Origin of the sequence: Cronobacter sp. JZ38, from assembly GCF_008932145.1 — a bacterium.
GTDB lineage: Bacteria > Pseudomonadota > Gammaproteobacteria > Enterobacterales > Enterobacteriaceae > Cronobacter > Cronobacter muytjensii.
In genome coordinates this window covers 2,601,564-2,626,052 of sequence record NZ_CP017662.1, presented here as the reverse complement: position 1 = coordinate 2,626,052, position 24,489 = coordinate 2,601,564, and the positions used below count along the sequence as shown (strand labels likewise).

Below are 24,489 nucleotides of genomic sequence, written 5' to 3'. Positions count from 1 at the left end.
GCAAGGCGCTCAGTCAGTGAGCGACACGGTACAGGTGGTGCCGGAGACCAGCGTCACGCCCTGCGGCAGGCTGTCGAGCGCGATACGCACCGGCACACGCTGTGCGAGGCGCACCCACGGAACGTTCGGTTTAATGTCCGCCACCAGGCTGCTGTCGCTCTCGACGCTCTGATCGTAAATGGCGCGTCCGATGCTCTCCACTTTGCCGTGCAGCGGGGTATGAGTACTGTAGAGCAGGATTTTCGCGCTGGCGCCTTCGCGGATGTGCCGCAGCTTGGTCTCTTCGAAATAACCGACCACATAGAATGAATGGCTGTCCACCAGCGCGAATACCGGCTGGCCCTGGCTTGCGTAGTTGCCCACGCGGCTGGACAGATTGGTCACCCAGCCATCGACAGGGGCCACGACGCGCGTCTGTTCCAGTTGCCAGCGCGCCTGTTCGAGCGATGCTTGCGCCATTTTCAGCGTCGCCTGGGCGGCTTTAACGCTGATATTGGCAGTATCAAGATCCTCGGCGGAAATATAATTATGCGGGAGATGACGGCGGCGATTCGCTTCGTTATTGGCTTTGGCGAGGCCGGTCTGCGCGCGGGCAAGCTGCGCCTCGGCATCCAACACCGCGATACGGTATGGCGTATCGTCAATGGCGAACAGCACATCGCCCGCCTTCACCTTCTGGTTATCGCGAACCAAAAGCCGCGTAATCGTGCCGGAAACCTGCGGTGTGATGTTGACCTGCTCGGCGCGTACTTTGCCATCGCGGGTCCACGGCGACTGCATGTAGTAATTCCAGACCAGCCAGCCGGCCAGCAGGGCGGCGGCGACCACGAACAGGGTGGAAAAATATTTAAGGGTTTTCAGTCGCATGTGATTACCACGCCATCAGAATCAGCAGCGCGAAGCTGACGGACAATACGAACAGGGAGAGGTCCATCAGGGTGGGGTGCCAGATATCGCCTGCGTAGATCCAGTCGCGCAGTAGCCGGTGCACCATCAGCCAGAGAAAAAAGCCCAGGATGACAGCTTTGAAGAGCGGGGGAAAGTAGACCGACGCGCCGGCAACCAGATCCGAAAGCGCAAACCCTGAGGTGAAAAAGCGCGATATCACGAGACATTAATCCTTTAAAACCGGAGAGATGGCAGCCGTATCAGATGCGCCGTTCTGGTCTAGAATTATAGACGTCGCGGTATGAACCGCCAGCGCGGGCTATTTGTTTTAGCTACCTAAATACTGCACACTAGTCTAAAATCAGCATAATAACTTAGCAAGCTAATTATAAGGAGATGAAATTGGAATCGCCATTAGGCTCTGACCTGACAAGACTGGTGCGCATCTGGCGTGCTCTGATTGACCATCGCCTGAAGCCTCTGGAATTAACGCAGACCCACTGGGTGACACTTCATCATATCCACGCGCTGCCGCCCGATCAGTCGCAAATTCAACTGGCCAAGGCCATCGGCATTGAGCAACCCTCGCTGGTGCGCACGCTCGATCAGCTCGAAGAAAAGGGGCTTATCGCCCGCCACACTTGCGCCAGCGACCGCCGCGCCAAACGCATTAAACTGACGGAAAAAGCCGCGCCTATTATTACGCAGCTTGAAGACGTTATCCTGAAAACGCGCGGCGAGATCCTCTCCGGCATCACGCAGGAAGAGCACGACCAGATGTTGCGCATCGTGGCGCGCCTTGAGAAAAATATTCTGGCGCTGTCGGCGAAAGAGTAAACGGCGCGTTTGACCGCCGTATGACAACGCGCCAGCGCGCCCCAAAATGCATAAAAAAACGGAGGAGCCAGTGCTCCTCCGTTCGTGTTTCTGAGCGGGGTAACGCCCTGCGACTTAGCGCGGAGAGACGGTAACCTGGCTGCCATTGCTTGCCAGCACGACGCGCTGGCCCGCAGAGAAACGGGTATTGCCCTGTTTCTGCACGACCATGATGGTGTTGCCGTCATCCTTACGAATTTCCAGCTCAACGCCCTGGGTCTTGTTCACCGCGCCCTGTACGCCCTGGCCGGCTACGCCGCCGGCGATAGCGCCCGCGGCGGTTGCAATCGAGCGACCGCTGCCGCCGCCGACGGTATTACCGAGCAGGCCGCCCAGTACCGCGCCGCCGAGCGCGCCGATAACGTTGGTGTCATCGCCGCCCTGGATCTGCACCGGACGAACGTTCACAACGGTCCCGTACGTGACGTTCTGTACCTGTTTGGCTTCAGAGGCGGTATAGACATCACCGGAAAGGCTATCATTGTTGACGCAGCCCGCCAGCGTTAAACCTGCCAGCGAAACAACCAGTACACGTGAAATCATGTAAATCTCCTGTTCACCAACAAATGCTCACCTGAGCATCCATCATATTCAAATTATATGGCATATGACCGCGATATTTCACATTGATCGCAAGCCCGATGATAAAAATCGTAAAATCTTCTGCCTGAACGGCAAATCAACATCGTAGCGAAACCTGACTTTTTAATTGCGCCGGGATTATTCCGTTGCTCAATCAGAGTGAATGTTTATGATTGAAGGCTGCCAGCGGGCGTGGTGGTGCGTCGCGCGTTTTCACACAGGGCTTAAGGATTACGTATGAAATCAGGTCGCTACATTGGAGTGATGTCCGGCACCAGCCTCGACGGGGTGGATGTGGTGCTGGCCGCCATTGACGAACATATGGTGGCGCAGCAGGCGAGCCTGAGCTGGCCGATGCCGCAGGCCATTAAAACGGCGATTCTGGATATCTGCCAGGGCCAGGCGCTGACGTTGTCAACGCTCGGCAGACTGGACAACCAGCTCGGCTGCCTCTTCGCCGACGCGGTTAACGCACTGATGCAGCAGCAAAACCTCAGGCCGGAAGATGTCATGGCGATAGGCTGCCACGGCCAGACGGTCTGGCATGAGCCCACCGGTAGCGCGCCGCATACGCTGCAAATCGGCGACAACAACCAGATAGTGGCGCGCACAGGCGTGAGCGTCGTGGGCGATTTCCGCCGTCGCGATATGGCGCTCGGCGGGCAGGGCGCGCCGCTGGTGCCGGCCTTTCATCAGGCGCTGCTGGCGCACCCGACCGAGCGGCGCATGGTGCTCAATATCGGCGGTATCGCCAACCTGTCGCTTCTGTTCCCGGGGCAACCCGTTAAAGGTTTCGACACCGGCCCTGGCAATATGCTGATGGATGCCTGGATCTGGCGCCAGAAGGGCAAACCCTATGATAAAGACGGTGAATGGGCCGCGAGCGGCAGCGTGGTACGCCCGCTGCTGCAACAGATGCTGAGCGACCCTTATTTTTCAGCGCCCGCGCCTAAAAGCACCGGGCGCGAATATTTCAACTATGGCTGGATCGAGCGGCAGCTCTCGCTGTTCGCGGGACTCGCGCCGCAGGATGTGCAGGCGACGCTGCTGGAGCTTACCGCCAGCACTGTCGCCCGGGAAGTGCAGCTCAGCGGCGGCGCGGAGCGGCTGATTTTCTGCGGCGGCGGCGCGCGTAACCCGCGGCTGGTGGCGCGGCTCGCGGCGCTGCTGCCAGGTACAGAAGTCTCTTCTACCGATGAAATGGGCATTCGCGGGGACGATATGGAGGCGCTGGCCTTCGCCTGGCTGGCGTACCGCACGCTCAGCGGTGAGCCTGGCAATCTGCCGTCGGTTACCGGCGCGCGCGAGGCGAGCGTACTGGGCGCTATTTTTCCCGCCAACCCCTTAAATAATCGGACTTTGCTGACTTTTCCGCTGCCCTCTGGCAGATAGACTGAACGCGTTATGGGGGCGCATTGCCCCCTTCAGAATAGGTTCAGGATATGCCATGAAGAAACTGCTTGTCGTTTTGCTTCCCGCGATGCTCGCTGGCTGTAGCTACTATGACGCTATGGTTGAGCGCATGCACACCGATACCCTCGAATACCGCTGTGATGAGAAACCGCTGACGGTATCGCTCAACCACACGCGCCAGCAGGTGAGTTTCGTGCTGGATGACAAGGTGCTGCATCTCAACGAAGGCCGCGCGGCCTCAGGCGTACGTTATACCGACGGCATCTATGCGTTCTGGTCGAAAGGCGACGAGGCGACCGTCTACTATCGCGATAATATTGTGTTAAATCACTGTCAGTTACAAAATCCGAAGCGTTGAGATTTTAACGGGTGGGGCGCACAATAGCGCCACCCGATCCTCACTGGTTCAACGCTATGTCTGATATTGACCACCTGCAACAGATTGCGCATCTGCGCCGTGAATACACCAAAGGCGGGCTGCGCCGCCGGGACTTAACTGACCAGCCGCTGCCGCTGTTCGAACGCTGGCTCGCGCAGGCGTGCGAGGCGAAACTCGCCGATCCTACTGCAATGGTCGTGGCCACTGTTGATGAGCAGGGCCAGCCGTATCAGCGCATCGTCCTGCTTAAGCATTTCGACGAGCGCGGCATGGTTTTTTATACCAATCTTGGTAGCCGCAAGGCGCATCATCTTGAGAACAACCCGCGCATCAGCCTGCTGTTTCCGTGGCATATGCTGGAGCGTCAGGTGATGGTGACGGGCAAGGCGGAACGCCTCTCTACGCTCGAAGTCGTGAAATATTTCCACAGCCGCCCGCGCGACAGCCAGATTGGCGCGTGGGTATCAAAACAGTCGAGCCGCATCTCGGCGCGCGGCGTGCTGGAGAGCAAATTCCTCGAACTGAAACAGAAATTCCAGCAAGGCGAGGTTCCGCTGCCGAGTTTCTGGGGCGGTTTTCGCGTCAGCCTCGAACAGGTGGAATTCTGGCAGGGCGGCGAGCACCGGCTTCACGACCGCTTTTTATACCAGCGCGACGCCGACGGCTGGAAAATCGACCGTCTCGCCCCGTAAGTGAGCGATTTTCTTATGCAAGCGCTGGCGCTCGTTGGGCTTGCGCTTTATTCTATGCCTCCCTGAATTTTATTCTTTCGCCAGTGGGCGAAAAGCCGTGTACCGGCAAAGGTGCAGTCGTAAATACATGGAGAAATTGATGGCAAGCAGCAATTTGATTAAACAATTGCAGGAGCGGGGCCTTGTGGCTCAGGTGACGGATGAAGAAGCGTTAGCGCAGCGACTGGCGCAGGGGCCGATCGCCCTTTATTGCGGCTTCGATCCCACCGCCGACAGCCTGCACTTGGGCCATCTGGTTCCTCTGTTGTGCCTCAAACGTTTTCAGATGGCGGGGCACAAGCCGGTTGCACTGGTCGGCGGTGCCACCGGTCTGATTGGCGACCCGAGCTTTAAAGCCACTGAACGTAAACTGAACACTGAAGATACCGTCCAGGAGTGGGTGGATAAAATCCGCCGCCAGGTCGCGCCGTTCCTCGATTTTGACTGCGGTGACAACGCCGCTATCGCGGCGAATAACTATGACTGGTTCGGCAGCATGAATGTGCTGACCTTCCTGCGCGATATCGGCAAGCACTTCTCGGTCAACCAGATGATCAACAAAGAAGCGGTTAAGCAGCGCCTGAACCGCGACGATGTGGGCATCTCCTTCACCGAGTTCTCGTATAACCTGCTGCAGGGTTACGATTTCGCCTGCCTGAACAAACTGCACGGCGTCGCGCTGCAGATTGGCGGCTCTGACCAGTGGGGCAACATCACTTCGGGTATCGACCTGACCCGTCGTCTGCACCAGAATCAGGTGTTCGGCCTGACGGTGCCGCTTATCACCAAATCCGACGGCACCAAATTCGGTAAAACCGAAGGCGGCGCGGTATGGCTCGATCCGAAGAAAACCAGCCCGTACAAGTTCTACCAGTTCTGGATCAACACGGCGGATGCCGATGTATATCGCTTCCTGAAATTCTTCACCTTTATGAGCCTTGATGAGATCAATGCGCTTGAAGAAGAAGACAAAAACAGCGGTAAAGCGCCGCGCGCCCAGTATGTGCTGGCGGAGCAGGTGACGCGTCTGGTGCATGGCGAAGAGGGCCTCGCCGCCGCGAAACGCATTACCGAAAGCCTGTTTAACGGCAACCTGAACGCGCTGAGCGAAGCGGATTTCGAACAGCTCGCGCAGGACGGCGTGCCGATGATCGAGATGGAAAAAGGCGCGGATCTCATGCAGGCGCTGGTGGATTCCGAGCTGCAGCCGTCCCGCGGTCAGGCGCGTAAAACTATCGCCTCCAATGCCATTACCATCAACGGTGAGAAGCAGGCGGACCCGGAATATACCTTTAGCGACAGCGACCGCCTCTTTGACCGCTACACGCTGCTGCGTCGCGGTAAGAAAAACTACTGCCTCGTCTGCTGGAAATAACACTCTGCCAGTCAAGGGCGTGGGAAACCACGCCCTTTATTTTTAACCCGACCTCTCGTTTCACCCGGAAAAAAATGAAGAACATACTCGCCATCCAGTCTCATGTGGTGTTTGGTCATGCCGGCAACAGCGCGGCTGAATTCCCGATGCGCCGTCTGGGCGCCAACGTCTGGCCGCTCAATACGGTGCAGTTTTCCAATCACACGCAGTATGGCCAGTGGACCGGCGCCGTGATGCCGCCATCGCACCTGACCGAGATTGTGCAGGGCATCGCGGCGATAGGCCAGCTGTCGCGCTGTGACGCGGTGCTGAGCGGCTATCTGGGGTCGGCGGAGCAGGGTGAGCAGATTCTGGAGATCGTCCGTCAGGTGAAAGCGGCCAATCCGAAGGCGAAATATTTCTGCGATCCGGTGATGGGCCACCCGGAAAAGGGCTGCATCGTGGCGCCTGGCGTGGCGGAGTTCCACGCGCGCGCAGCACTACCGGCGAGCGATATTATCGCGCCAAACCTGCTGGAACTGGAGATGCTGAGCGGTCATGCGGTGGCGAGCGTCGACGATGCGGTGACGACCGCGCGCGAGCTAATCGCCCGTGGCCCGCAGATTGTGCTGGTGAAACATCTTGCGCGCGCGGGTTATCAGCAGGATCGCTTCGAGATGCTGCTGGTGACCGCCGCTGAAGCGTGGCACATCAGCCGTCCGCTGGTGGATTTCGGCGCGCGTCAGCCGGTCGGCGTGGGCGATGTGACAAGTGGTCTGCTGCTGGTGAAGCTGTTGCAGGGCGCAACGCTTCGCGAGGCGCTGGAGCATGTGACGGCGGCGGTCTACGACATCATGGTGACCACCAAGCGTATGGAAGAGTATGAACTTCAGGTGGTAGCGGCGCAGGACGGTATCGCTCAGCCTGAACACTACTTCACTGCGGTGAAACTGTAAAATAACGCCGCGCCTGAAACAGGCGCGGCGTTATTCATCCTTACGCGCCCAGACCTTCCGCCTTCAGCGCTGCTGCAACAGCAGGACGCGCCTTCACGCGAGCCTGATAGTCAGCGATATTGTCAAACGCCTGCATCTCAAGCCCGACCGCTTTTGCCCAGTTCAGCACCGTAAACAGGTAAGCATCCGCCACGCTGAAGCGCAGCCCCATCAGCCACTGCTTCTGCGCCAGCGCCTCATTCACATAATCGAATTTCTTCTGCAGCTGAGCGCGGGCGATGGTTTTGTACTCGTCCGGCGTATCCGGACGGAACAGAGGCGGAAAGCCTTTATGCAGCTCCGTCGCGATATAGTTGAGCCACTCCAGCGTATGGTAGCGGGTCATGCTGCCGACCGGCGCAAGCAACTGGCGGTCCGGCACTTTATCCGCGATATACTGAACAATAGCGACACCCTCCGTCAGCAGCGTACCGTCATCCAGCAGCAGCGCCGGCACCTGACCTTTCGGGTTGATAGTCAGGTAATCTTCGCCGCTTTCGGTGCGCTTCGCGGCCAGATCCACCGCCACCAGCGTAAAATCGATACCCGCTTCGCGCAGAATGATATGCGGCGAGAGTGAACACGCGCCGGCTTTGTAAAACAATTTCATGGCACTACTCCCTTCTCATGAATAAACAAAATCATGGTAGAGCGCGAACGGGCAAAAAAAAAGCCGTCAGCATGAAATCTGACGGCCTGAAAGGTGTTTCCCGGTCAATTACGCGTGCGCGGTTTCCGTTTCTTTCGGCTTATCTTCCTGCGTCATGCGGTTAAGCAGCGGCGCGGTGAGAAGCATCAGCAGAGCGATAACGCCGGTGGCGATACCAATCTGCATAAAGACGCGGCCGTACACTTCCAGCGACTGCAGCGGATCGGTGACGTTTTCCGGCACTGCCATCAGATTCGCCACTTTACCGGCGATCATCGCCGCGCCAGCAGTGGTCAGGAACCAGCTGCCCATGATGAAGCCCATCAGGCGCTGCGGCACCAGTTGTGCAACCATCGCCAGACCCAGACCAGAGATCATCAGCTCGCCAATACTCTGCAGGGCGTAGCTCAGGATCAGCCAGTTAACGGAGACGATGCCTGCTTCTGAGGCGAATTTCGCGCCCAGCGGCAGCACCAGGAACGCACCAGAGCACAGCAGCATACCGATGGTGAATTTAAACGGCATCGGCAGACGGTCGCCCATTTTGTTGTAGATGGCGGCGAGAATCGGGCTGCCAATCATTATCCAGAACGGGTTCAGCGCCTGGAACTGCTCCGGCTGGAACGCGATGCCGAGAATGTCATGTTCAACGTTACGAATCGCGAAGAAGTTCAGGGACGTCGGCATCTGCTGGTAGAGCACGAAGAACACAATCGCTTCCAGCATCAGGATAAACGCCACGATCATTTTGCGTCGCGCGGCGCCCTGCATGGCGAAGGCTTCCTTCGCAAAGATAATCACGATACCCAGCGCAACCACGCCCAGCACCATGCGCGCGATACCCTGGTTGTGCAGCAGCCAGGTGGCGATAGCGACCAGCACGACGATACCGACGATAGTGGCCAGCAGTTTGCCAACGTGCAGCGGGGCGAAGTCCGGTTTTGAACCGTAATCTTTGACCCATTTTTTGCAGAAGATGAAGTTCACAAGCGTGATCAGCATCCCGACGAAGCTCAGCGAGAACGCCACGCTCCAGCCGAATTTGTCTGCCAGCCACGGGGTCGCCAGCATAGAGAAGAACGAACCGATGTTAATCGCCATGTAGTACATGGTGAAAGCGCCGTCGAGACGCGGGTCGTCTTTCTCATAGCAGGTGGAGAGCAGGGAGGAGGGGTTGGCTTTGAAGAGGCCATTACCCACCGCGATGGTCGCCATACCCAGGTAGACGATGCCTGCATCGTGACCGGACCAGGCGACGAGCGCGTAGCCTACCGCCAGCACAATGGTGCCGAGCATAATGACGCGTTTAGTGCCGAGGACTTTATCGCCCAGCCAGCCGCCGATAGCCACCAGGCCATACACCAGCGCGCTAAAGGAGGAAAACAACGTAATGGAATCCGCTTCCGACATACCCAGCTGTTTAACCAGGTAAACGGCCATGATCCCTTGCAGGCCGTAGAAACCGAAACGCTCCCATAACTCAATAGAGAAAATGAGATAGAACGATCTCGGTTGTTTGAAAGCGTTCATACTTACGCTTTCTGCTGGTTTTTTGTTTGCAGTCGACACATATACCTCTTTTTTTACAGCCCGCATTAACCGCGGGGGTGGTATGCGCGTAGTGCCTGGCGGCATGCGCTTTTATTGTTATATGAAGTGAGAAACGGCGGGTAATGTTCACTATCCTGACCGCTCGCACAAGGCCTTTGTAATAATCTGTTACATATAAGCCGGGCGGGATAATCGGCCAGTCGTTTCGCTAAGAGTCAGCGTTAAATTTCATGATAATAGCTATTGTAGATTTTTTAACTGCTGAAGGCGGTGCTGAAGCGTCATATGGTTATATCTTCTGCTGATTAACCCTTCAGGCAGTCATATAGCCCTTAATATCAGAAAATGTCCGATATTTATATTATCAGTGATGGTGATAAGCGAGGCGTATCAAGGCTTAGGGCGCAATAACGCAACGGAAAATTAACAGGATGTTGCAAATGTGATAATTCTCACAAATCTATAGAAAATTCCTGTCGAAAAAAAACGATTAACCTGGCGAGCTGATTTATGGCGGAATAATGAACGGCTAAAAAGGGAGATAAATCGACGGGAGCGGAGATGAAAAGATGGTGGATGTGACAAAAGTGACACCCACCATGCCCTGCGTTATTCGTAGACTTTTTCGGCGTATTCGCACAGATCTTCGATAATGCAGGAGCCACAGCGCGGCTTACGCGCGATGCAGGTATAACGTCCGTGCAAAATGAGCCAGTGGTGACAATCGACTTTAAATTCCCCCGGCACCACTTTCAGCAGCTTCTCTTCGACAGCTTCGACATTCTTGCCCGGCGCGAACTTCGTGCGATTGCTGACGCGAAAGATATGCGTATCCACGGCGATGGTGGGCCAGCCGAAGGCGGTATTGAGCACCACATTGGCCGTTTTACGGCCGACGCCCGGCAGCGCCTCCAGCGCCGCGCGATCTTCCGGCACCTCGCCGCCGTGTTGTTCAATCAGAATGCGGCAGGTTTTAATCACGTTTTCCGCTTTGCTGTTAAACAGCCCGATGGTTTTGATGTACTCCTTCACCCCGTCAACGCCCAGCGCCAGCATCGCCTGTGGCGTATTCGCCACCGGGTAGAGCTTTGCCGTGGCTTTATTGACGCTCACGTCGGTGGCCTGCGCCGAGAGCAGAACGGCAATCAGCAGCTCAAACGGACTGGTGAAGTGCAGCTCGGTGGTCGGGTGCGGGTTATTGGCGCGTAGCCGCGTCAGGATTTCGATGCGTTTTGCCTGGTTCATGACGCGTTTTCCGGGCTGGCCTCCACCACGACGGGTTTCGCGGCGCGGCGCTTCATTCGTTCGTCTATCAGGTATTTCACCGCCAGCATCATGCCAAGACCGATAAACGCGCCTGGCGGCAGCATCGCCAGCAGGAACGGCGTGTCGGTATGGAAGACTTCGATACGCAGCACCCGCGCCCAGCTGCCGAGCAGACCGTCGGCGCCGTCAAACAGCGTGCCGTTGCCGAGGATCTCACGCAGCGACCCAAGCACAAACATCGCGCCGGTCGCGCCCATACCAATGGCAAAGCCGTCGAGCGCCGACAGCAGCGGGCCGTTTTTAGCGGCGAACGCCTCCGCGCGGCCGACCACGATACAGTTGGTCACGATAAGCGGAATAAAAATGCCGAGCGACTGATACAGCCCGAACGCGTAGGCGTTAATCAGCATCTGTACGATGCTCACCACCGCCGCGATGATCATTACGTAAATCGGAATACGAATTTCACCAGGCATCCACCGGCGAAACGCGGAGATTGAGGCGTTAGTCAGCGTCAGCACCAGCGTCGTCGCAAGACCCAGACCGAGCGCGTTAGTGGCGGTGGAGGTCACGGCCAGCAGCGGGCACATCCCGAGTAGCTGTACCAGCGCCGAGTTATTTTTCCATAACCCGTTGACCAGAATCGATTTCACGTCATTCATGGGTATCTCCACAGGAAGGCAGGGAGGAAAGCTGCGGCTCCAGCGTCTGCGCATACAGGCCTGCGCGTTTCACGGCATTGACCACCGCGCGCGGCGTAATGGTCGCCCCGGTGAACTGGTCAAACTGGCCGCCATCTTTTTTCACCGCCCAGCGGTTGTCGTCAGGCCCCTGGATAATCTTACCGGCAAAGCCGGTGATCCAGTCGCTGATGCGGGTTTCAATTTTATCGCCAAGCCCCGGCGTTTCGTGATGCTCCGTGACGCGGGTGCCAAGTACGGTCCCTTTAAAATCGGCGCCGACCAGCAGCTGAATAGCCCCGGAGTAGCCATCCGGGGCGGTGGCCTGCATAACCACCGCGACGGGCTTATCGCCTTTACGCGCGACCCACAGCTGTTTTTCGCCGCGGCCAAGCGCCGGCGCGTTAACCAGATAACAGCTCTGCTGAATATCATTGTCATACATCTGCGGCGGCAGCACCTGGTCAAACAGCTGTTTTTGTTGCAGCGCGGCCTGGCCTTCAATGGTGGTTTTGGTGAGCGCATTGACCATTGCCGTAAGCCCGGTCGTCAGCGCGGCGAAAACGGCGAGCGTTACGCCATGTTTCTGGATAGTTTTCAGCATGACGACTCCTTACCGGTGACCATAAACCCGCGGGCGGGTGTAGTAATCGATGAGCGGCACGGTGATATTGGCCAGCAGCACTGCGAACGCCACGCCATCCGGATAGCCGCCGAAACTGCGGATAAGCCAGACCAGCAGGCCCGCCAGCGCGCCAAAGACCAGACGGCCTTTGTTGGTCGTCGAGGCGGTAACCGGGTCGGTAAGAATAAAGAACGCGCCGAGCATCGTCGCGCCTGAGAGCAGATGCATCAGCGGCGAAAGAAATTTCTCTGGCGCGATAAGCCAGCCGAACGTTGAGCATACCGCGAGCGTCACAATAAAGCTCGCCGGGATATGCCAGCGGATCGTGCCGCGCGCCAGGAGGAACAGACCGCCCGCCAGATACGCGAGATTCACCCACTGCCAGCCGAGACCCGCCAGCGCGCCGCCGTAAATCGGCTGCGCCAGCAACTCGCCTGCCGGATGCCCGGCGTGCAGACCGGTTTTAAAAGTGTCCAGCGGGGTGGCCTGGCTTACGCCGTCGATACCGAGACGCAGTTGCGCCATCGTGTCGCCGCTTGCGGTCACGCCGTGAAAAATCACCTGTAACGCGTCGACAAAACCAGGGGCGGTCGCGGCGATCTGCTGCGGCGGCAGCCAGTTGGTCATTTGCACCGGGAATGAAATCAGCAGCACGACATAGCCTATCATCGCCGGGTTAAACGGGTTGTGGCCAAGACCGCCATAAAGCTGTTTGGCGATAATCACCGCGAAAACGGTACCGAGCACCACCATCCACCACGGAGCCAGCGGCGGAATACTGACGCCCAGCAGCAGACCAGTCAGCAGAGCGGAATTATCACCAAGGTGACGTTTCAGGGAGAGTTTGCGCATTCGCACTACCAGCGCTTCGCTGGCGAGCGCGCTCACGATGGCCAACAGAATCTGCACCAGGCTGCCGTAGCCAAAAAAATACCATTGCACGGCGATGCCCGGCACGGCGGCGAGCGTCACCAGCATCATGATACGCGACGTCTGGCGCTGGTTATGGGTATAAGGGGAACTTGCGATTCTGAAAACCATTTAATCCTCGTTAACAACCTTTTCGGCAGCCTTGCGTGCCTGCACCCTGGCAATCGCGGCGGCAACAGCCGCTTTGCGCGGATCGTCCGCTTCATCATCTTCATTTGCCGTCTGAGCGCGCTCATCCGCCTGCGCCGCTTTACGGGCTTTGGCGCGGGCGATAGCGGCTTCGACGGCGGCTTTACGCGGGTCGACCGGCTCGGCCGGGGTTTCCGCGACCGGCGCGCTCTGCGCGGCTTTACGCGCTTTGGCGCGGGCGATAGCGGCTTCGACAGCGGCTTTGCGCGGATCGACCGGCTCGGCCGGAGTGTCGTCCACCGGCGCGCTCTCGCCAGTCTGCGCCGCTTTAAGGGCTTTGGCGCGGGCGATAGCGGCTTCGACAGCGGCTTTGCGCGGATCGACCGGCTCGGCCGGGGTGTCGTCCACCGGCGCGTTCTGCGCCGCTTTACGGGCTTTGGCGCGGGCGATAGCGGCTTCGACAGCGGCTTTACGCGGATCGACCGGCTCAGTCGGCGTGTCGTCCACCGGCGCGCTCTGCGCCGCTTTGCGGGCTTTGGCGCGGGCGATGGCAGCTTCGACGGCGGCTTTACGCGGGTCGACCGGCTCGGCCGGGGTGTCGTCCACCGGCGCGCTCTGCGCCGCTTTACGGGCTTTGGCGCGGGCGATAGCGGCTTCGACAGCGGCTTTGTGCGGGTCGACCGGCTCGGCCGGGGTTTCAGCGACCGGTGCGCTCTCGCCAGCCTGCGTCGCTTTACGGGCTTTGGCGCGGGCGATAGCGGCTTCGACGGCGGCCTTGCGCGGATCGACCGGCTCGGCCGGGGTGTCGTCCACCGGCGCGTTCTGCGCGGCTTTACGCGCTTTGGCGCGGGCGATGGCGGCTTCGACGGCGGCTTTACGCGGGTCGGTTTCGCTAACCGGCTCGGTGGCTTCCAGCGCAGGAACGGAGCTGTTCGCCGCCATCTCCTGCTGGACTTTTTCCGCCTGACGCGCGCGGGCCTCGGCTTTGCGCGCTTCGCGGGCGGCAATCACCGCGCTGTTATCTGGTTTTTCGCGAGCGTTGACCACAATCGGTTGGTCATCGGCTTTCTTCTCACGCACGCGGGCCAGGGCGGCCTGAATAGCATCCTGATCCTGGCCGGAAGGCTGTACGGCGGATTTCTTATGGCGTTCCAGACGTGCGGCTTTTTCACGTTCCAGACGCGCCTGGCGCGCTTCAAAGCGAGCCTTGGCTTCGGCGGCGCGCTGCTGTTCTTCCGCAATAGCGCGGATCTCTGCTTTTTCCTGGCGAAAATATTGCACCAGCGGGATATTGCTTGGGCAGACATACGCGCAGGCGCCGCACTCAATACAGTCCGCCAGATTATGGGCGGTAGCTTTATCGTGCTGCTGGCCGACGCTGAACCAGTAGAGCTGCTGCGGCAGAAGATCCGCCGGACAGGCGTCGGCGCAGGCGCTGCAGCGGATGCAGTGCTGCTCCTCCTGCGGCGTGCCCATCTCTGTGGCGGATGGCGCGAGCAGGCAGTTAGTGATTTTTACCACCGGCACATCGAGGCCGGGCAGGGTGAAGCCCATCAGCGGGCCGCCCATAATCACCAGCTGTTCGCTGGTCGGAATAAAGCCTGCGTGCTCCAGCAGGTGGCGCACCGGCGTGCCGATACGCGCCCAGACGTTGCCCGGCCGCCCTACGGCTTCGCCGGTCAGCGTCACCACGCGCTCGGTGAGCGGCTCGCCGTCGATAATAGCGCGCTTGACCGCAAACGCGGTGCCAACGTTCTGCATCAGCACGCCGATATCTGACGAACGGCCGCCGTGCGGCACCTGTTTGCCTGTCAGGATCTGAGTCAGTTGTTTCGCGCCGCCCGACGGGTATTTGGTCGGGATCACGCGCAGGCGAATCTTATGCTCGCCGTGCAGCACGGCGCGCATCATGGAAATCGCCTGCGGCTTATTGTCTTCAATGCCGATCAGCACTTCGCGCGGCTGCAAAATATGCGCGAGGATGCGCACGCCGTCGATGATTTGCGCGGCGCAGTCCTGCATCAGCCGGTCGTCGGCGGTGATATACGGCTCGCACTCGGCGGCGTTAATAATCAGCGTTTCGATTTTATCGCCGCCGCCCTGCAGTTTTGTGCCGGTCGGGAAACCGGCGCCGCCGAGGCCCGCCACGCCAAACTGATGGATACGCTCAATCAGCGCCTCGCGGCTGCGGCTCTGGTAATCGCTCCAGCCGTCGCGGGCTATCCAGCGGTCTTCGCCATCAGCGTCGATAATCACTGAAAGCTCCGGCAGGGCGGAAGGGTGGGCGGTCGGATGCGGCATTATCGCCGTGACGGTGCCGGAGGTTGGCGCGTGCACGGGGAGCATCCTTCCACGGCCCACGGTGAGCGGCTGACCACGCAGGACTTTATCGCCCGGCGCCACGCAGATCTCGCCTTCGCTGCCGATATGCTGTTTGAGCGGAATAATAAAACGGCCCGGCAGCGGCAACTGGCGCAGCGGGGTGCCGTTAGACTGGGTTTTCATCTCCGGCGGATGAATCCCGCCGTTGAAATCCCAGACTTTCTCTTTTCTGAATGCAGAAAATAACTTAAGCATGTTGTTCCACAGGAATGTTACGCACCGGAATGGTGTTGAGATCCCACTTCCAGTTATCCGTTGTGGTGGCGGCCGGGCGCAGTTCAATGCACTGCGTCGGGCAGGGGTCAACGCACAGGTTACAGCCGGTGCAGAGGTCGCTCATCACGGTGTGCATGGCGCGAGTGGCGCCGACAATCGCATCCACCGGACAGGCCTGAATACATTTGGTGCAGCCGATGCAGTTCGGCTCATCAATGACGGCCAGCATACGCACCGGCTCCGCCGCCACTGCATCGCCGTCAAGCGGCTGCGGTTCGACGTTAAGCAGGGTGGCGATTTTCTGCATTACCGGCTCGCCGCCAGGCACGCAGCGGTTGATCTGCTCGCCGTTATTAGCGACCGCTTCTGCATAAGGGCGGCAGCCCGGATAGCCGCACTGCCCGCACTGGCTCTGGGGCAGCAGTTCGTCGACCTGATCGACCACCGGATCTTCTTCCGCGGCGAAGCGGCGCGAAGCATAGCCCAGCAGCATGCCGAACAGCAGCGCCAGCAGCGTCAGCGCGACGACCGCGATAACAATCATTTCCATCAGAACTTCACCAGCCCGCTAAAGCCCATAAAGGCGAGCGACATCAGGCCCGCCGTCACCAGCGCGATGGCGTTGCCGCGAAATGGCAGCGGCACGTCGGCGACGACCAGACGCTCACGGATGGCGGCAAAGAGCACCATTACCAGCGAAAAGCCGACCGCGGCGGAGAAGCCGTAAAGCGCTGACTGCATAAAGGTGTGGTTCAGGTTGATGCTGAGTAGCGCCACGCCCAGTACGGCGCAGTTGGTGGTGATAAGCGGCAGATAGATGCCCAGCAGGCGATAGAGCGCCGGACTGGTTTTGCGCACCACCATTTCCGTGAACTGCACGACCACCGCGATGACGAGAATAAACGCCATCGTGCGCAGGTAGACCAGCTCAAGCGGCACCAGAATCAGATGATCGATAATCCAGGAGAAAATGGTCGCAAGGGTCATCACGAATGTGGTCGCCATGCCCATACCGATCGCCGATTCCAGTTTTTTGGAAACACCCATAAACGGACACAGGCCGAGAAACTTCACGAGCACGAAGTTATTGACCAGCACCGTTCCAACAAATAACAGCAAGTAATCAGTCATTATTCGACCTGAAACGAAAAAAGCCGCCCATTATCGGACATCCGACAGGGTGCGACAACGGAGAATCTGTAAGGTTATTTTGCCCTGACAAACGTCTGCTTCACCCGAACGGAGCGCTTGAAATAGGGCACCAGAAGCGCAGCCGCCAGCAGCGGAAACAGCAGCTGACGCACGGCCAGCGCGTCGCTCACCGGCGAGAACGCAAAAGATTTAATCGCCAGCAGGACGGTCAGCAGCAGCCAGATAATATAGTGGCGCGGTACGCCCTGACGACGTTTGAAAAAGGCGATAGTCAGCCAGAGCGTATACCCCCACATCGCCATCGCGCACAGCATTGAGCCATACCAGAAAAGCACGCCGGAGGTCCCCTGCGCGCTGAGCGTTTGATGGAGCTGCAAAGAAGCAAGCCCCATCACATAGAGTGCGACGGCAAGCGTGGTGCTGAGTAACGACATCAATAACCAGGCGAGAGGGGCAAGCAACCAGCCTCCGATGCGCACAGGCGACGCGTCGGTCATATTACCTCCCGGGATATAAATTCAACAAATGGCTAAAGAATAATTACAGCGCAAAGATTATAAAGATTTTCTGTCTGAATGCCACCTTTGCGGCTTACTGGACGTAACGCCAGACGGTTTTCGGCACCTGGCCCAGGTCATACAGTCTCCCGCCCGACACCAGTTCCGCGCGGCGGTGATCTGCGGCGCGATACATATTGATGATCTCCTGATTGTCGGTCAGGGTGTAATTAAGGTGATCGAACAATTTTTCCAGACTTTCAAGCGTGCTGATTTTACGAAACTTTAATAAATAGTCCTGAACGGTCATGTTAATCGTTATCCGCGCAATAAAATAATAAAGAGAATTCGCCGGGAAAGGCGGGCCGGGTAAAGAATAAACGCAAAAACGTCGTTATGCAGGTTTAATAAAAGCCTGAATAACATTTAAGAGTTTTCCTTGAGAATTAACGCAGGCCCAGCGCTTTAGGATGCGAAAGAGTAACGTGCTTCGACGGAGCTGGCAATATCCTGACGCGCGCTGGTCGCCGCCTTTTTAAGACAATATGTAAACCTGGCTGACCACGCCGCACCGGGCTTCAGGTTTAATGGGGGTCAGGAAGACCCCAGCCATTTCCAGGGGTTTTCACTCATCCTCCGGACGTGCTTATCTTTTATTCACTGTTTTTTGTGCGCCATTAATTGCGCGATAAACAGCACGTTATTTCTTTTAAAGTATGTTGCTTATTTCACCAAAACAATAATTCGCTCACGCATTGTTAGCGTAACTCGGAGACGAAGGCATTTATGCCATTACGGTTGTCTTTGCGGAAAATGCGCTTTACGCCGTCAGAAAACTGATGAAAATTCTGAAATAAACCGTTTATTTACTTATGGTCAGGAAACCGTTGAGGCGCGCTGGCGAATAGTGTCAAATACCCAGGTTAACTCAGCAGAGGAATGAACATGAACGATATCGTCCGGGTGGGATTAATCGGTTACGGCTACGCCAGTAAAACCTTTCATGCGCCGCTTATCGCCGGTACGCCAGGCATGGAGCTCGCCGCGATTTCCAGTAGCGATGCCGCCAAAGTGCATGCGGACTGGCCGGGAATGCCCGTCGTGTCTGAACCCAAACAGTTGTTCAACGATCCGCATCTCGATCTGATTGTCATTCCCACGCCGAATGATACCCACTTCCCGCTGGCGAAAGCTGCGCTGGAAGCCGGCAAACATGTGGTGGTGGATAAACCTTTTACCGTCACGCTGTCACAGGCGCGCGAGCTGGAAACCCTGGCGAAAAGCCTGGGGCTGGTGCTCTCGGTTTTTCACAATCGCCGCTGGGATAGCGATTTCCTGACGCTCAAACAGATCATCGCCGAAGGGCAGATCGGTGAAATCGCCTATTTTGAATCCCATTTCGACCGCTTCCGTCCTCAGGTGCGCGACCGCTGGCGCGAGCAGGCGGGGCCGGGCAGCGGTATCTGGTACGATCTGGCGCCGCATCTGCTGGATCAGGCGGTGCAGCTGTTCGGGTTGCCGGTCAGCATCTATGTCGATCTGGCTGAACTGCGTCCGAGCGCGCAGGCCACCGACTATTTTCACGCGGTACTGGCCTATCCGGAGCGGCGCGTCGTGCTGCACGGCACCATGCTGGCGGCGGCGGAATCCGCACGCTACATCGTCCACGGCACCCGCGGCAGCTACGTGAAGTTCGGGCTCGATCCGCAAGAAGAGAGCCTGAAATCAGGCGTGCGTCCGCCGCAGGAGAACTGGGGGTACGACATGCGCGACGGCGTGCTGACGCTTGCGAACAGCGAGATGCTGGATGAACAGACTCTGCTGACCGTGCCGGGCAACTATCCGGCCTACTATGCAGGCGTGCGCAGCGCCATTCGCGGCGAAGGCGAAAACCCGGTTCCGGCAAGCCAGGCTATTGTGGTGATGGAACTTATCGAAGCGGGCATCGAATCCGCGAAGCGCCGCGCGGCGGTCTGTTTGCGTGGCTAAGTGATTCCGCCCCGGCCTTGCTGCCGGGGCGTTGTGTATCTTGCCGCCGCTAAACTTCCTTCAACGGCACCTCACTCACACGCAAGGTTTTCCCCGCATGACTCGCAAGGCCTGGCTTTTTGTTGCAAAGTAAACCTATCTGCAACATGACAAGGAACCGATAATGAGCTGGCTGAAGCGCCTGAAAATCGACACATTTTTATTGATTATGATTGGCGTCGTGATCGTCGCCTCGCTGTTCCCTTGCGAAGGGCGCGTCAAAACGGTTTTTGAATACCTCACCACGGCCGCCATTGCGCTGCTGTTCTTTATGCATGGCGCAAAGCTCTCCCGCGAGGCGATACTGGCTGGCATGGGCCACTGGCGGCTGCACCTGGTGGTGTTTATCAGCACCTTCATGGTGTTCCCGTTGCTGGGCCTGGCGATGCAGTTTATTCCGCACAGCGTGCTGCCGCCGTCGCTCTATCTGGGCTTCCTCTATCTCTGCGCCCTTCCCGCGACGGTACAGTCGGCCATTGCTTTTACTTCTGTGGCGCGCGGCAACGTGGCGGCGGCGGTGTGCAGCGCCTCGGCGTCCAGCATTCTCGGGATTTTCCTCTCGCCGGTGCTGGTGGGTGTGATGATGCAGGCTCAGCAGGGCGATACCAATACGCTCGACGCTATCGGCAAAATCGTGCTGCAGTTGATGGTGCCGTTTGTGATCGGCCACCTCTCGCGACCGCTGATTGGGCGTTGGGTCGACCGTCATAAAAAGCTTATCAATATGACTGACCGCTCATCCATTTTGCTGGTGGTCTATGTCGCTTTCAGCGAGGCGGTAGTGCAGGGGATCTGGCATCAGGTGACCGGTATGGCGTTGCTGGCGGTCGTCGTGCTGTCGGTGGTGCTGCTGACGCTGGTGTTGGTGATCAACATCTGGTCGGCGCGACTGCTTGGTTTTAATAAAGCTGATGAGATAACTATCGTTTTCTGCGGCTCCAAGAAAAGCCTGGCGAACGGCGTGCCGATGGCAAATGTGCTGTTTCCGGCAAGTCAGGTGGGGATAATGGTGCTGCCGCTGATGATTTTCCATCAGATCCAGCTGATGGTCTGCGCGGTAATGGCCCAACGCTACGCCCGGCGCAATGAACAAAAAACAGGCCAGAAGGCGTCGGCCTCCTGACCTGACGGCGCGGCTTTACGCCGCGCTGACTTTCTCCATCAGCGCCTGTTTTTCCGCGTCCGACAGGAACGCGATTTTAAGGCCATTCTCCTGCGCGGTGCGGATCTGCGCCGCGCTCAGGCCCGCTGCCGGGGCCGCGACCTGATACTCATGCCCGATGTCCACGCCCTGAACGCCCGGATCGTCGGTGTTAATGGTCGCAAGAATATTATGCTCCAGGAATGTCTTCAGCGGGTGATGCGCCAGCGACGCCACTGTGCTGGTCTGGATATTGGACGTCAGGCAGGACTCAATGCCGATACCCTGTTCCGCCAGGAAATCCATCAGCGCAGGATCTTCCACCGCTTTCACGCCGTGACCGATACGCTCGGCGCCAAGCTCGCGGATCGCCTGCCAGATGCTCTCCGGGCCTGCGGCTTCGCCGGCGTGAACGGTGATGCGCCAGCCCGCGTCGCGGCCGCGGTTAAAGTGGTTCAGGAACAGGCTGCCGGGGAAACCCAGTTCATCGCCCGCCAGATCCAGCGCGGTAATGTGGTCGCGGTGCGCCAGCAGGCCGTCGAGCTCCGCCACGCAGGCCTCTTCGCCGAAAGTACGGCTGAGGATGCCGATTAAACGGGCCTCAACGCCGAAATCACGGCTGCCCTGACGCACGCCGTCGATAACGGCGTCCACGACGCCTGCCACCGGCAGGTTGTGCGTCATCGCCATATAACCTGGCGAGAAACGCAATTCCACATAATGCAGGCCGTGACGCGCGGCGTCTTCCATATTCTCATACGCTACGCGGCGGCACGCTTCGAGGGAGCCTAGCACCTTCACGCCCCAGTCAAGTTTGGCAAGAAAGCTCACCAGATCCGGTTCGTTTTTGGTGATCTGCACATGCGGGCGCAGCGTCTCCAGCGTATCGGCGGGCAGGGCTAAATTAAACTGGCGGCCGAGGTCGAGAATGGTCTGCGCGCGGATATTGCCGTCGAGATGACGATGAAGGTCGGTAAGGGGAAGGCGGGTATCAATCATGATGGCACTCTTTTTTAGAATAAAGTGCATACCATTATAAAAATATTTGCGACCGGAAAGCTACGTTGCGCAACAAAAGAGGGCCCGGAAGGGCCCCTTTTGCGTTCAAAGTGACCGAATTGCGCAAATAAGCCGCTCGACGCCCTGTTCCAGTTTGCTGCGTGGACACCCAACATTCAGGCGAATAAAGCCGCGCCCCTCTTCGCCATAGGTGGTGCCGGGCATAATGGCGACCTTTTCGCGCATAATCAGCGCCTGCTGTAAGGCATCGTCATCGATGCCGAGGGGTCGCAGGTCGATCCATGCGAGATAGGTCGCCTCTGGCGGCTGCCAGCGCAGTTGCGCAAATGCATCGTTAAGGCGCTGCGCCACAAAACGCAGGTTGTCCTGAAGATAGCCACGCAGCGCGTCGAGCCAGGGCGCGCCTTCACGATACGCGGCGATATGCGCCACCAGCGATAACACGGCAGGTGAGGAGAGCCCGTCGCGGCCTTTCAGCGCCTGGAAATACGCGTTGCGGTCATCATCGTGCGCGATAAGCCCCCACGCGCCGGTCAGCGCCGGAATGTTAAAGCTTTTGGACGCCGACGAGAACAGCGCCCAGCGCCCCTGACCGACGTCGCACCAGGGGATATGCTGATGCCCCTGCCAGACCATATCCATATGGATTTCATCGCTGATGACCCGCACGTCATAACGCGCGCAGAGCGCGGCCATCGCCTCCAGCTCTTCACGCCGCCAGACTTTACCGGTCGGGTTATGCGGGCTGCACAATAGCATAATTTTGCAGGTCGGGCGCGCCAGCCGGGCTTCCAGCGCGCGCATATCGCACCGCCAGCCCGCATCGGTCAGCGTGAGCGGGGCGCTCAGCACTCGCCGCCCGTTGCCTTCGATGGCCTTCGGGAAGGCGTCATAGGCGGGCGTGTGGATAAGCACTTCGTCGCCTGGCGTCGACCACTGGCGAATCAGTTGCGACACCATATAGATAACCGACGGACCGTAAACCAGGGTTTTGGGCGCAATCTGGCTGCCAAAACGCGTGGCGTACCAGTGCGCGACCGCGCCGGTAAAATCCGGATTTTGCCAGCGGCTGTAGCCGAGCACGCCGTGGGCGAGCCGCGTCGAAACCGCCTCCAGCACGCAGGGCGCGGTCGGAAAATCCATATCCGAGATAGTAAAGGGCAGCAAATCGTCCACGCCGAAACGGTCAGCGACATAATCCCACTGGGTGCACCAGGTGCCGCGGCGATCCACGGCCTGTGAAAAATCGTACATTCTGCCTCCCGCGTTTACGCCTGTACCGAATGCATCAGGCTGTCCATTTCATCTTTCACCGACTGCACCTGCGGGCCAATGACCACCTGCAAATTATGCTGGTTAAGTTGCACCACGCCGATAGCGCGATTCGCCTTAAGCGCTGCGCTGTCCACCCGTGACATCTCTTTGACCGTGAGGCGCAGACGCGTAATGCAGTTATCCAGCGACGTGATATTTTCCGCACCGCCGAGCGCCTTCAGAATAGCCGGCACGTCATAGCCCGATTTTCCGCTAACGCCTGACGTGACGACGCTTGCCGTCGCGCTTTCAGCCTCCCGGCCCGGCGTTTTGATATTAAAGCGGGTAATCGCGAAGCGGAAAATCGCGTAATAGACGGCGAACCAGACGCCTGCCACCACCGGCACCCAGTACCATTTGGTCGACAGCCCGTGCAGCACGCCAAAGACCACGAAATCGATAATATTGCCGTCGGTATTGCCGATAGTGACGCCGAGTACCGCCATCATGGTAAAGCCAAGCCCTGTCAGCAGCGCGTGGATGAGATAAAGCGCCGGGGCCACGAACAGGAACAGGAATTCCAGCGGCTCCGTGGTGCCGCCGACCACACAGGCGATGACGCCGGAAATCAACAGCCCCTTGATTTTATGACGGTTCTCCGGGCGCGCGCAGTGGTACATCGCCAGCGCCGCCCCCGGCAGGCCGCCCAGGAACGCCGGCATTTTGCCCTGCGAGAGGAAGCGCGTCGCGCTTTCGGCAAAGCCGTGCGAGGCAGGGCAATTCAGCTGCGCCTGGAAGATAGTCAGCGCGCCAGAGACGCTCTGCCCGCAGACATCCAGCGTGCCGCCCGCCTCGGTAAAGCGAATCAGCGCCACCAGAATATGCTGCAAACCAAACGGCAGCAGCAGGCGCTCGCCGGTGCCGAAAATCATCGGCGCGAAGCTTCCGGCGCTGTTGATAAGCCAGCCCAGCGCGTTGATACCTTTAGCAAAAAACGGCCAGATCAGCGGAATGGTCAGCCCGACCAGGCCCATCACCACCGTGGTGACGATCGGTACAAAACGCGTGCCGCCAAAAAAGGCCAGCGCGTCCGGGAGGCGCACTTTATGGAAGCGCTCGTGCAGCAGCCAGATTATCACGCCCGCGATCACCGCACCCAGAATGCCGGTGTCGATGGACTGAATGCCGAGCACCGACTGCACGTTACTGGCCTTCAGCAGCGCCGGGTCCTCAGTCGGTAAGATGCCTTTTGCGGTCAGCCAGAAATTGACCGCCAGGTTCATCACCGCGTAGCCCACAAACCCGGCGAACGCCGCCACGCCTTTATTTTCACGCGCCAGCCCCAGCGGAATGGCAATACAGAACATCACCGGCAGGAAACTGAAGGCGAACGAGCCCATTTTGCTCATCCAGGTGAAAATGAGCTGCAACACGCTGTTGCCGAGAAACGGCATCAGCGTAATGACGTCATGACTACTGAGCGAACTGCCGATGCCCATCAAAATGCCGCAAAACGACAGCAGCGCCACCGGCAACATAAATGTTTTGCCGAGCTGCTGCATAAATCCCCATAGCGTGATTTTTTGTACCGTGTTCGCCGTCATAAACGACTCCTCGCGTTAAATGATCCATCGCCTGAACGAAGGATTGCAAGATAAAACGTTTTACCAAAGTTTAATGCGCGTTGAATCACAGAACATTACCCAGGCCTGACGGCTATAATAGCGTTTCAGGTAAAAGGTTTTATCTGG

25 protein-coding genes are annotated in these 24,489 nt (G+C 58.4%); 8 read left to right on the top strand and 17 right to left on the bottom strand.

What is annotated here, in order from left to right; genetic code table 11:
- Nucleotides 1–9 precede the first annotated feature (9 nt).
- Nucleotides 10–867 carry an HlyD family secretion protein gene (locus BJP61_RS12535; RefSeq protein ID WP_171998474.1) on the bottom strand — a complete coding sequence of 286 codons (858 nt, stop codon included), beginning with the start codon at nucleotides 865–867 and terminating at the stop codon, nucleotides 10–12.
- A gap of 4 nt (nucleotides 868–871) precedes the next feature.
- Nucleotides 872–1,108 carry a DUF1656 domain-containing protein gene (locus BJP61_RS12530; RefSeq protein ID WP_075192101.1) on the bottom strand — a complete coding sequence of 79 codons (237 nt, stop codon included), beginning with the start codon at nucleotides 1,106–1,108 and terminating at the stop codon, nucleotides 872–874.
- Between the two features lie 176 nt (nucleotides 1,109–1,284).
- On the opposite strand from BJP61_RS12530, the gene slyA reads away from it, so the two are divergent.
- Complete coding sequence (slyA, locus tag BJP61_RS12525) at nucleotides 1,285–1,725, top strand: transcriptional regulator SlyA (RefSeq protein WP_032966975.1); 441 nt, start codon at nucleotides 1,285–1,287, stop codon at nucleotides 1,723–1,725.
- 114 nt (nucleotides 1,726–1,839) lie between these two features.
- Here the strand turns inward: slyA and slyB are convergent, their stop codons facing one another.
- Nucleotides 1,840–2,307, bottom strand: a complete 468-nt coding sequence (slyB, locus tag BJP61_RS12520; protein ID WP_038863166.1) for an outer membrane lipoprotein SlyB — start codon at nucleotides 2,305–2,307, stop codon at nucleotides 1,840–1,842.
- Nucleotides 2,308–2,583: 276 nt separating this feature from the next.
- On the opposite strand from slyB, the gene anmK reads away from it, so the two are divergent.
- From anmK to pdxY, 5 genes are all read left to right on the top strand, one after another.
- Complete coding sequence (gene anmK / locus BJP61_RS12515) at nucleotides 2,584–3,738, top strand: anhydro-N-acetylmuramic acid kinase (protein ID WP_171998473.1); 1,155 nt, start codon at nucleotides 2,584–2,586, stop codon at nucleotides 3,736–3,738.
- Between the two features lie 55 nt (nucleotides 3,739–3,793).
- Nucleotides 3,794–4,117 carry a C-type lysozyme inhibitor gene (gene mliC, locus BJP61_RS12510; RefSeq protein WP_038863164.1) on the top strand — a complete coding sequence of 108 codons (324 nt, stop codon included), beginning with the start codon at nucleotides 3,794–3,796 and terminating at the stop codon, nucleotides 4,115–4,117.
- 56 nt (nucleotides 4,118–4,173) lie between these two features.
- Entirely contained in the window at nucleotides 4,174–4,830 is a 657-nt protein-coding gene (gene pdxH, locus BJP61_RS12505) for a pyridoxamine 5'-phosphate oxidase (RefSeq protein WP_075192099.1), read from the top strand.
- A gap of 139 nt (nucleotides 4,831–4,969) precedes the next feature.
- Complete coding sequence (tyrS, locus tag BJP61_RS12500) at nucleotides 4,970–6,244, top strand: tyrosine--tRNA ligase (RefSeq protein ID WP_171998472.1); 1,275 nt, start codon at nucleotides 4,970–4,972, stop codon at nucleotides 6,242–6,244.
- 74 nt (nucleotides 6,245–6,318) lie between these two features.
- Complete coding sequence (gene pdxY, locus BJP61_RS12495; RefSeq protein WP_171998471.1) at nucleotides 6,319–7,179, top strand: pyridoxal kinase PdxY; 861 nt, start codon at nucleotides 6,319–6,321, stop codon at nucleotides 7,177–7,179.
- Nucleotides 7,180–7,219: 40 nt separating this feature from the next.
- On the opposite strand, the gene gstA is transcribed toward pdxY, so the two are convergent.
- The 11 genes from gstA to ydgT all read right to left on the bottom strand — a co-directional run bounded on the left by gstA (nucleotide 7,220) and on the right by ydgT (nucleotide 17,605).
- Nucleotides 7,220–7,828: a glutathione transferase GstA gene (gene gstA / locus BJP61_RS12490; protein WP_171998470.1), complete on the bottom strand. Its 609-nt coding sequence runs from the start codon at nucleotides 7,826–7,828 to the stop codon at nucleotides 7,220–7,222.
- Between the two features lie 108 nt (nucleotides 7,829–7,936).
- The gene (gene dtpA, locus BJP61_RS12485) at nucleotides 7,937–9,436 is read right to left on the bottom strand and encodes a dipeptide/tripeptide permease DtpA (protein WP_038863247.1); all 1,500 of its coding nucleotides are present in this window, start codon (nucleotides 9,434–9,436) and stop codon (nucleotides 7,937–7,939) included.
- Between the two features lie 591 nt (nucleotides 9,437–10,027).
- Nucleotides 10,028–10,663, bottom strand: coding sequence for an endonuclease III (nth, locus tag BJP61_RS12480; protein WP_161578935.1), 636 nt, complete (start codon nucleotides 10,661–10,663; stop codon nucleotides 10,028–10,030).
- On the bottom strand, nucleotides 10,660–11,346 hold the full coding sequence (locus BJP61_RS12475; protein WP_038863155.1) for an electron transport complex subunit E: 687 nt from the start codon (nucleotides 11,344–11,346) through the stop codon (nucleotides 10,660–10,662). Before BJP61_RS12475 ends, nth begins: the two co-directional genes overlap by 4 nt.
- Nucleotides 11,339–11,968, bottom strand: coding sequence for an electron transport complex subunit RsxG (rsxG, locus tag BJP61_RS12470; RefSeq protein WP_075192095.1), 630 nt, complete (start codon nucleotides 11,966–11,968; stop codon nucleotides 11,339–11,341). The genes BJP61_RS12475 and rsxG overlap by 8 nt, the downstream gene beginning before the upstream one ends.
- 9 nt (nucleotides 11,969–11,977) lie before the next feature.
- Nucleotides 11,978–13,030 carry an electron transport complex subunit RsxD gene (gene rsxD / locus BJP61_RS12465; RefSeq protein WP_075192094.1) on the bottom strand — a complete coding sequence of 351 codons (1,053 nt, stop codon included), beginning with the start codon at nucleotides 13,028–13,030 and terminating at the stop codon, nucleotides 11,978–11,980.
- The gene (gene rsxC, locus BJP61_RS12460; RefSeq protein WP_171998469.1) at nucleotides 13,031–15,625 is read right to left on the bottom strand and encodes an electron transport complex subunit RsxC; all 2,595 of its coding nucleotides are present in this window, start codon (nucleotides 15,623–15,625) and stop codon (nucleotides 13,031–13,033) included. It lies immediately after the preceding gene.
- Nucleotides 15,618–16,196 (bottom strand): electron transport complex subunit RsxB, encoded by a 579-nt coding sequence (gene rsxB, locus BJP61_RS12455; RefSeq protein WP_053531567.1) that lies wholly within the window; start codon nucleotides 16,194–16,196, stop codon nucleotides 15,618–15,620. Before rsxB ends, rsxC begins: the two co-directional genes overlap by 8 nt.
- Nucleotides 16,196–16,777: an electron transport complex subunit RsxA gene (gene rsxA, locus BJP61_RS12450; protein WP_004384912.1), complete on the bottom strand. Its 582-nt coding sequence runs from the start codon at nucleotides 16,775–16,777 to the stop codon at nucleotides 16,196–16,198. The genes rsxB and rsxA overlap by 1 nt, the downstream gene beginning before the upstream one ends.
- A gap of 74 nt (nucleotides 16,778–16,851) precedes the next feature.
- Nucleotides 16,852–17,295 carry a DUF2569 domain-containing protein gene (locus BJP61_RS12445; protein WP_171998468.1) on the bottom strand — a complete coding sequence of 148 codons (444 nt, stop codon included), beginning with the start codon at nucleotides 17,293–17,295 and terminating at the stop codon, nucleotides 16,852–16,854.
- A gap of 94 nt (nucleotides 17,296–17,389) precedes the next feature.
- A complete protein-coding gene (ydgT, locus tag BJP61_RS12440; RefSeq protein WP_007663080.1) occupies nucleotides 17,390–17,605 on the bottom strand; it encodes a transcription modulator YdgT in 216 nt (71 codons plus the stop codon).
- 635 nt (nucleotides 17,606–18,240) lie between these two features.
- On the opposite strand from ydgT, the gene BJP61_RS12435 reads away from it, so the two are divergent.
- On the top strand, nucleotides 18,241–19,284 hold the full coding sequence (locus BJP61_RS12435) for an oxidoreductase (RefSeq protein WP_171998467.1): 1,044 nt from the start codon (nucleotides 18,241–18,243) through the stop codon (nucleotides 19,282–19,284).
- 163 nt (nucleotides 19,285–19,447) lie between these two features.
- Nucleotides 19,448–20,446, top strand: a complete 999-nt coding sequence (locus BJP61_RS12430) for a bile acid:sodium symporter family protein (RefSeq protein ID WP_075192092.1) — start codon at nucleotides 19,448–19,450, stop codon at nucleotides 20,444–20,446.
- Between the two features lie 15 nt (nucleotides 20,447–20,461).
- Here the strand turns inward: BJP61_RS12430 and add are convergent, their stop codons facing one another.
- From add to malX, 3 genes are all read right to left on the bottom strand, one after another.
- The gene (gene add / locus BJP61_RS12425) at nucleotides 20,462–21,463 is read right to left on the bottom strand and encodes an adenosine deaminase (RefSeq protein WP_171998466.1); all 1,002 of its coding nucleotides are present in this window, start codon (nucleotides 21,461–21,463) and stop codon (nucleotides 20,462–20,464) included.
- Between the two features lie 105 nt (nucleotides 21,464–21,568).
- On the bottom strand, nucleotides 21,569–22,738 hold the full coding sequence (locus tag BJP61_RS12420) for a MalY/PatB family protein (RefSeq protein ID WP_171998465.1): 1,170 nt from the start codon (nucleotides 22,736–22,738) through the stop codon (nucleotides 21,569–21,571).
- 14 nt (nucleotides 22,739–22,752) lie between these two features.
- Nucleotides 22,753–24,342, bottom strand: a complete 1,590-nt coding sequence (malX, locus tag BJP61_RS12415) for a maltose/glucose-specific PTS transporter subunit IIBC (protein ID WP_038863138.1) — start codon at nucleotides 24,340–24,342, stop codon at nucleotides 22,753–22,755.
- Nucleotides 24,343–24,489: the final 147 nt, after the last annotated feature.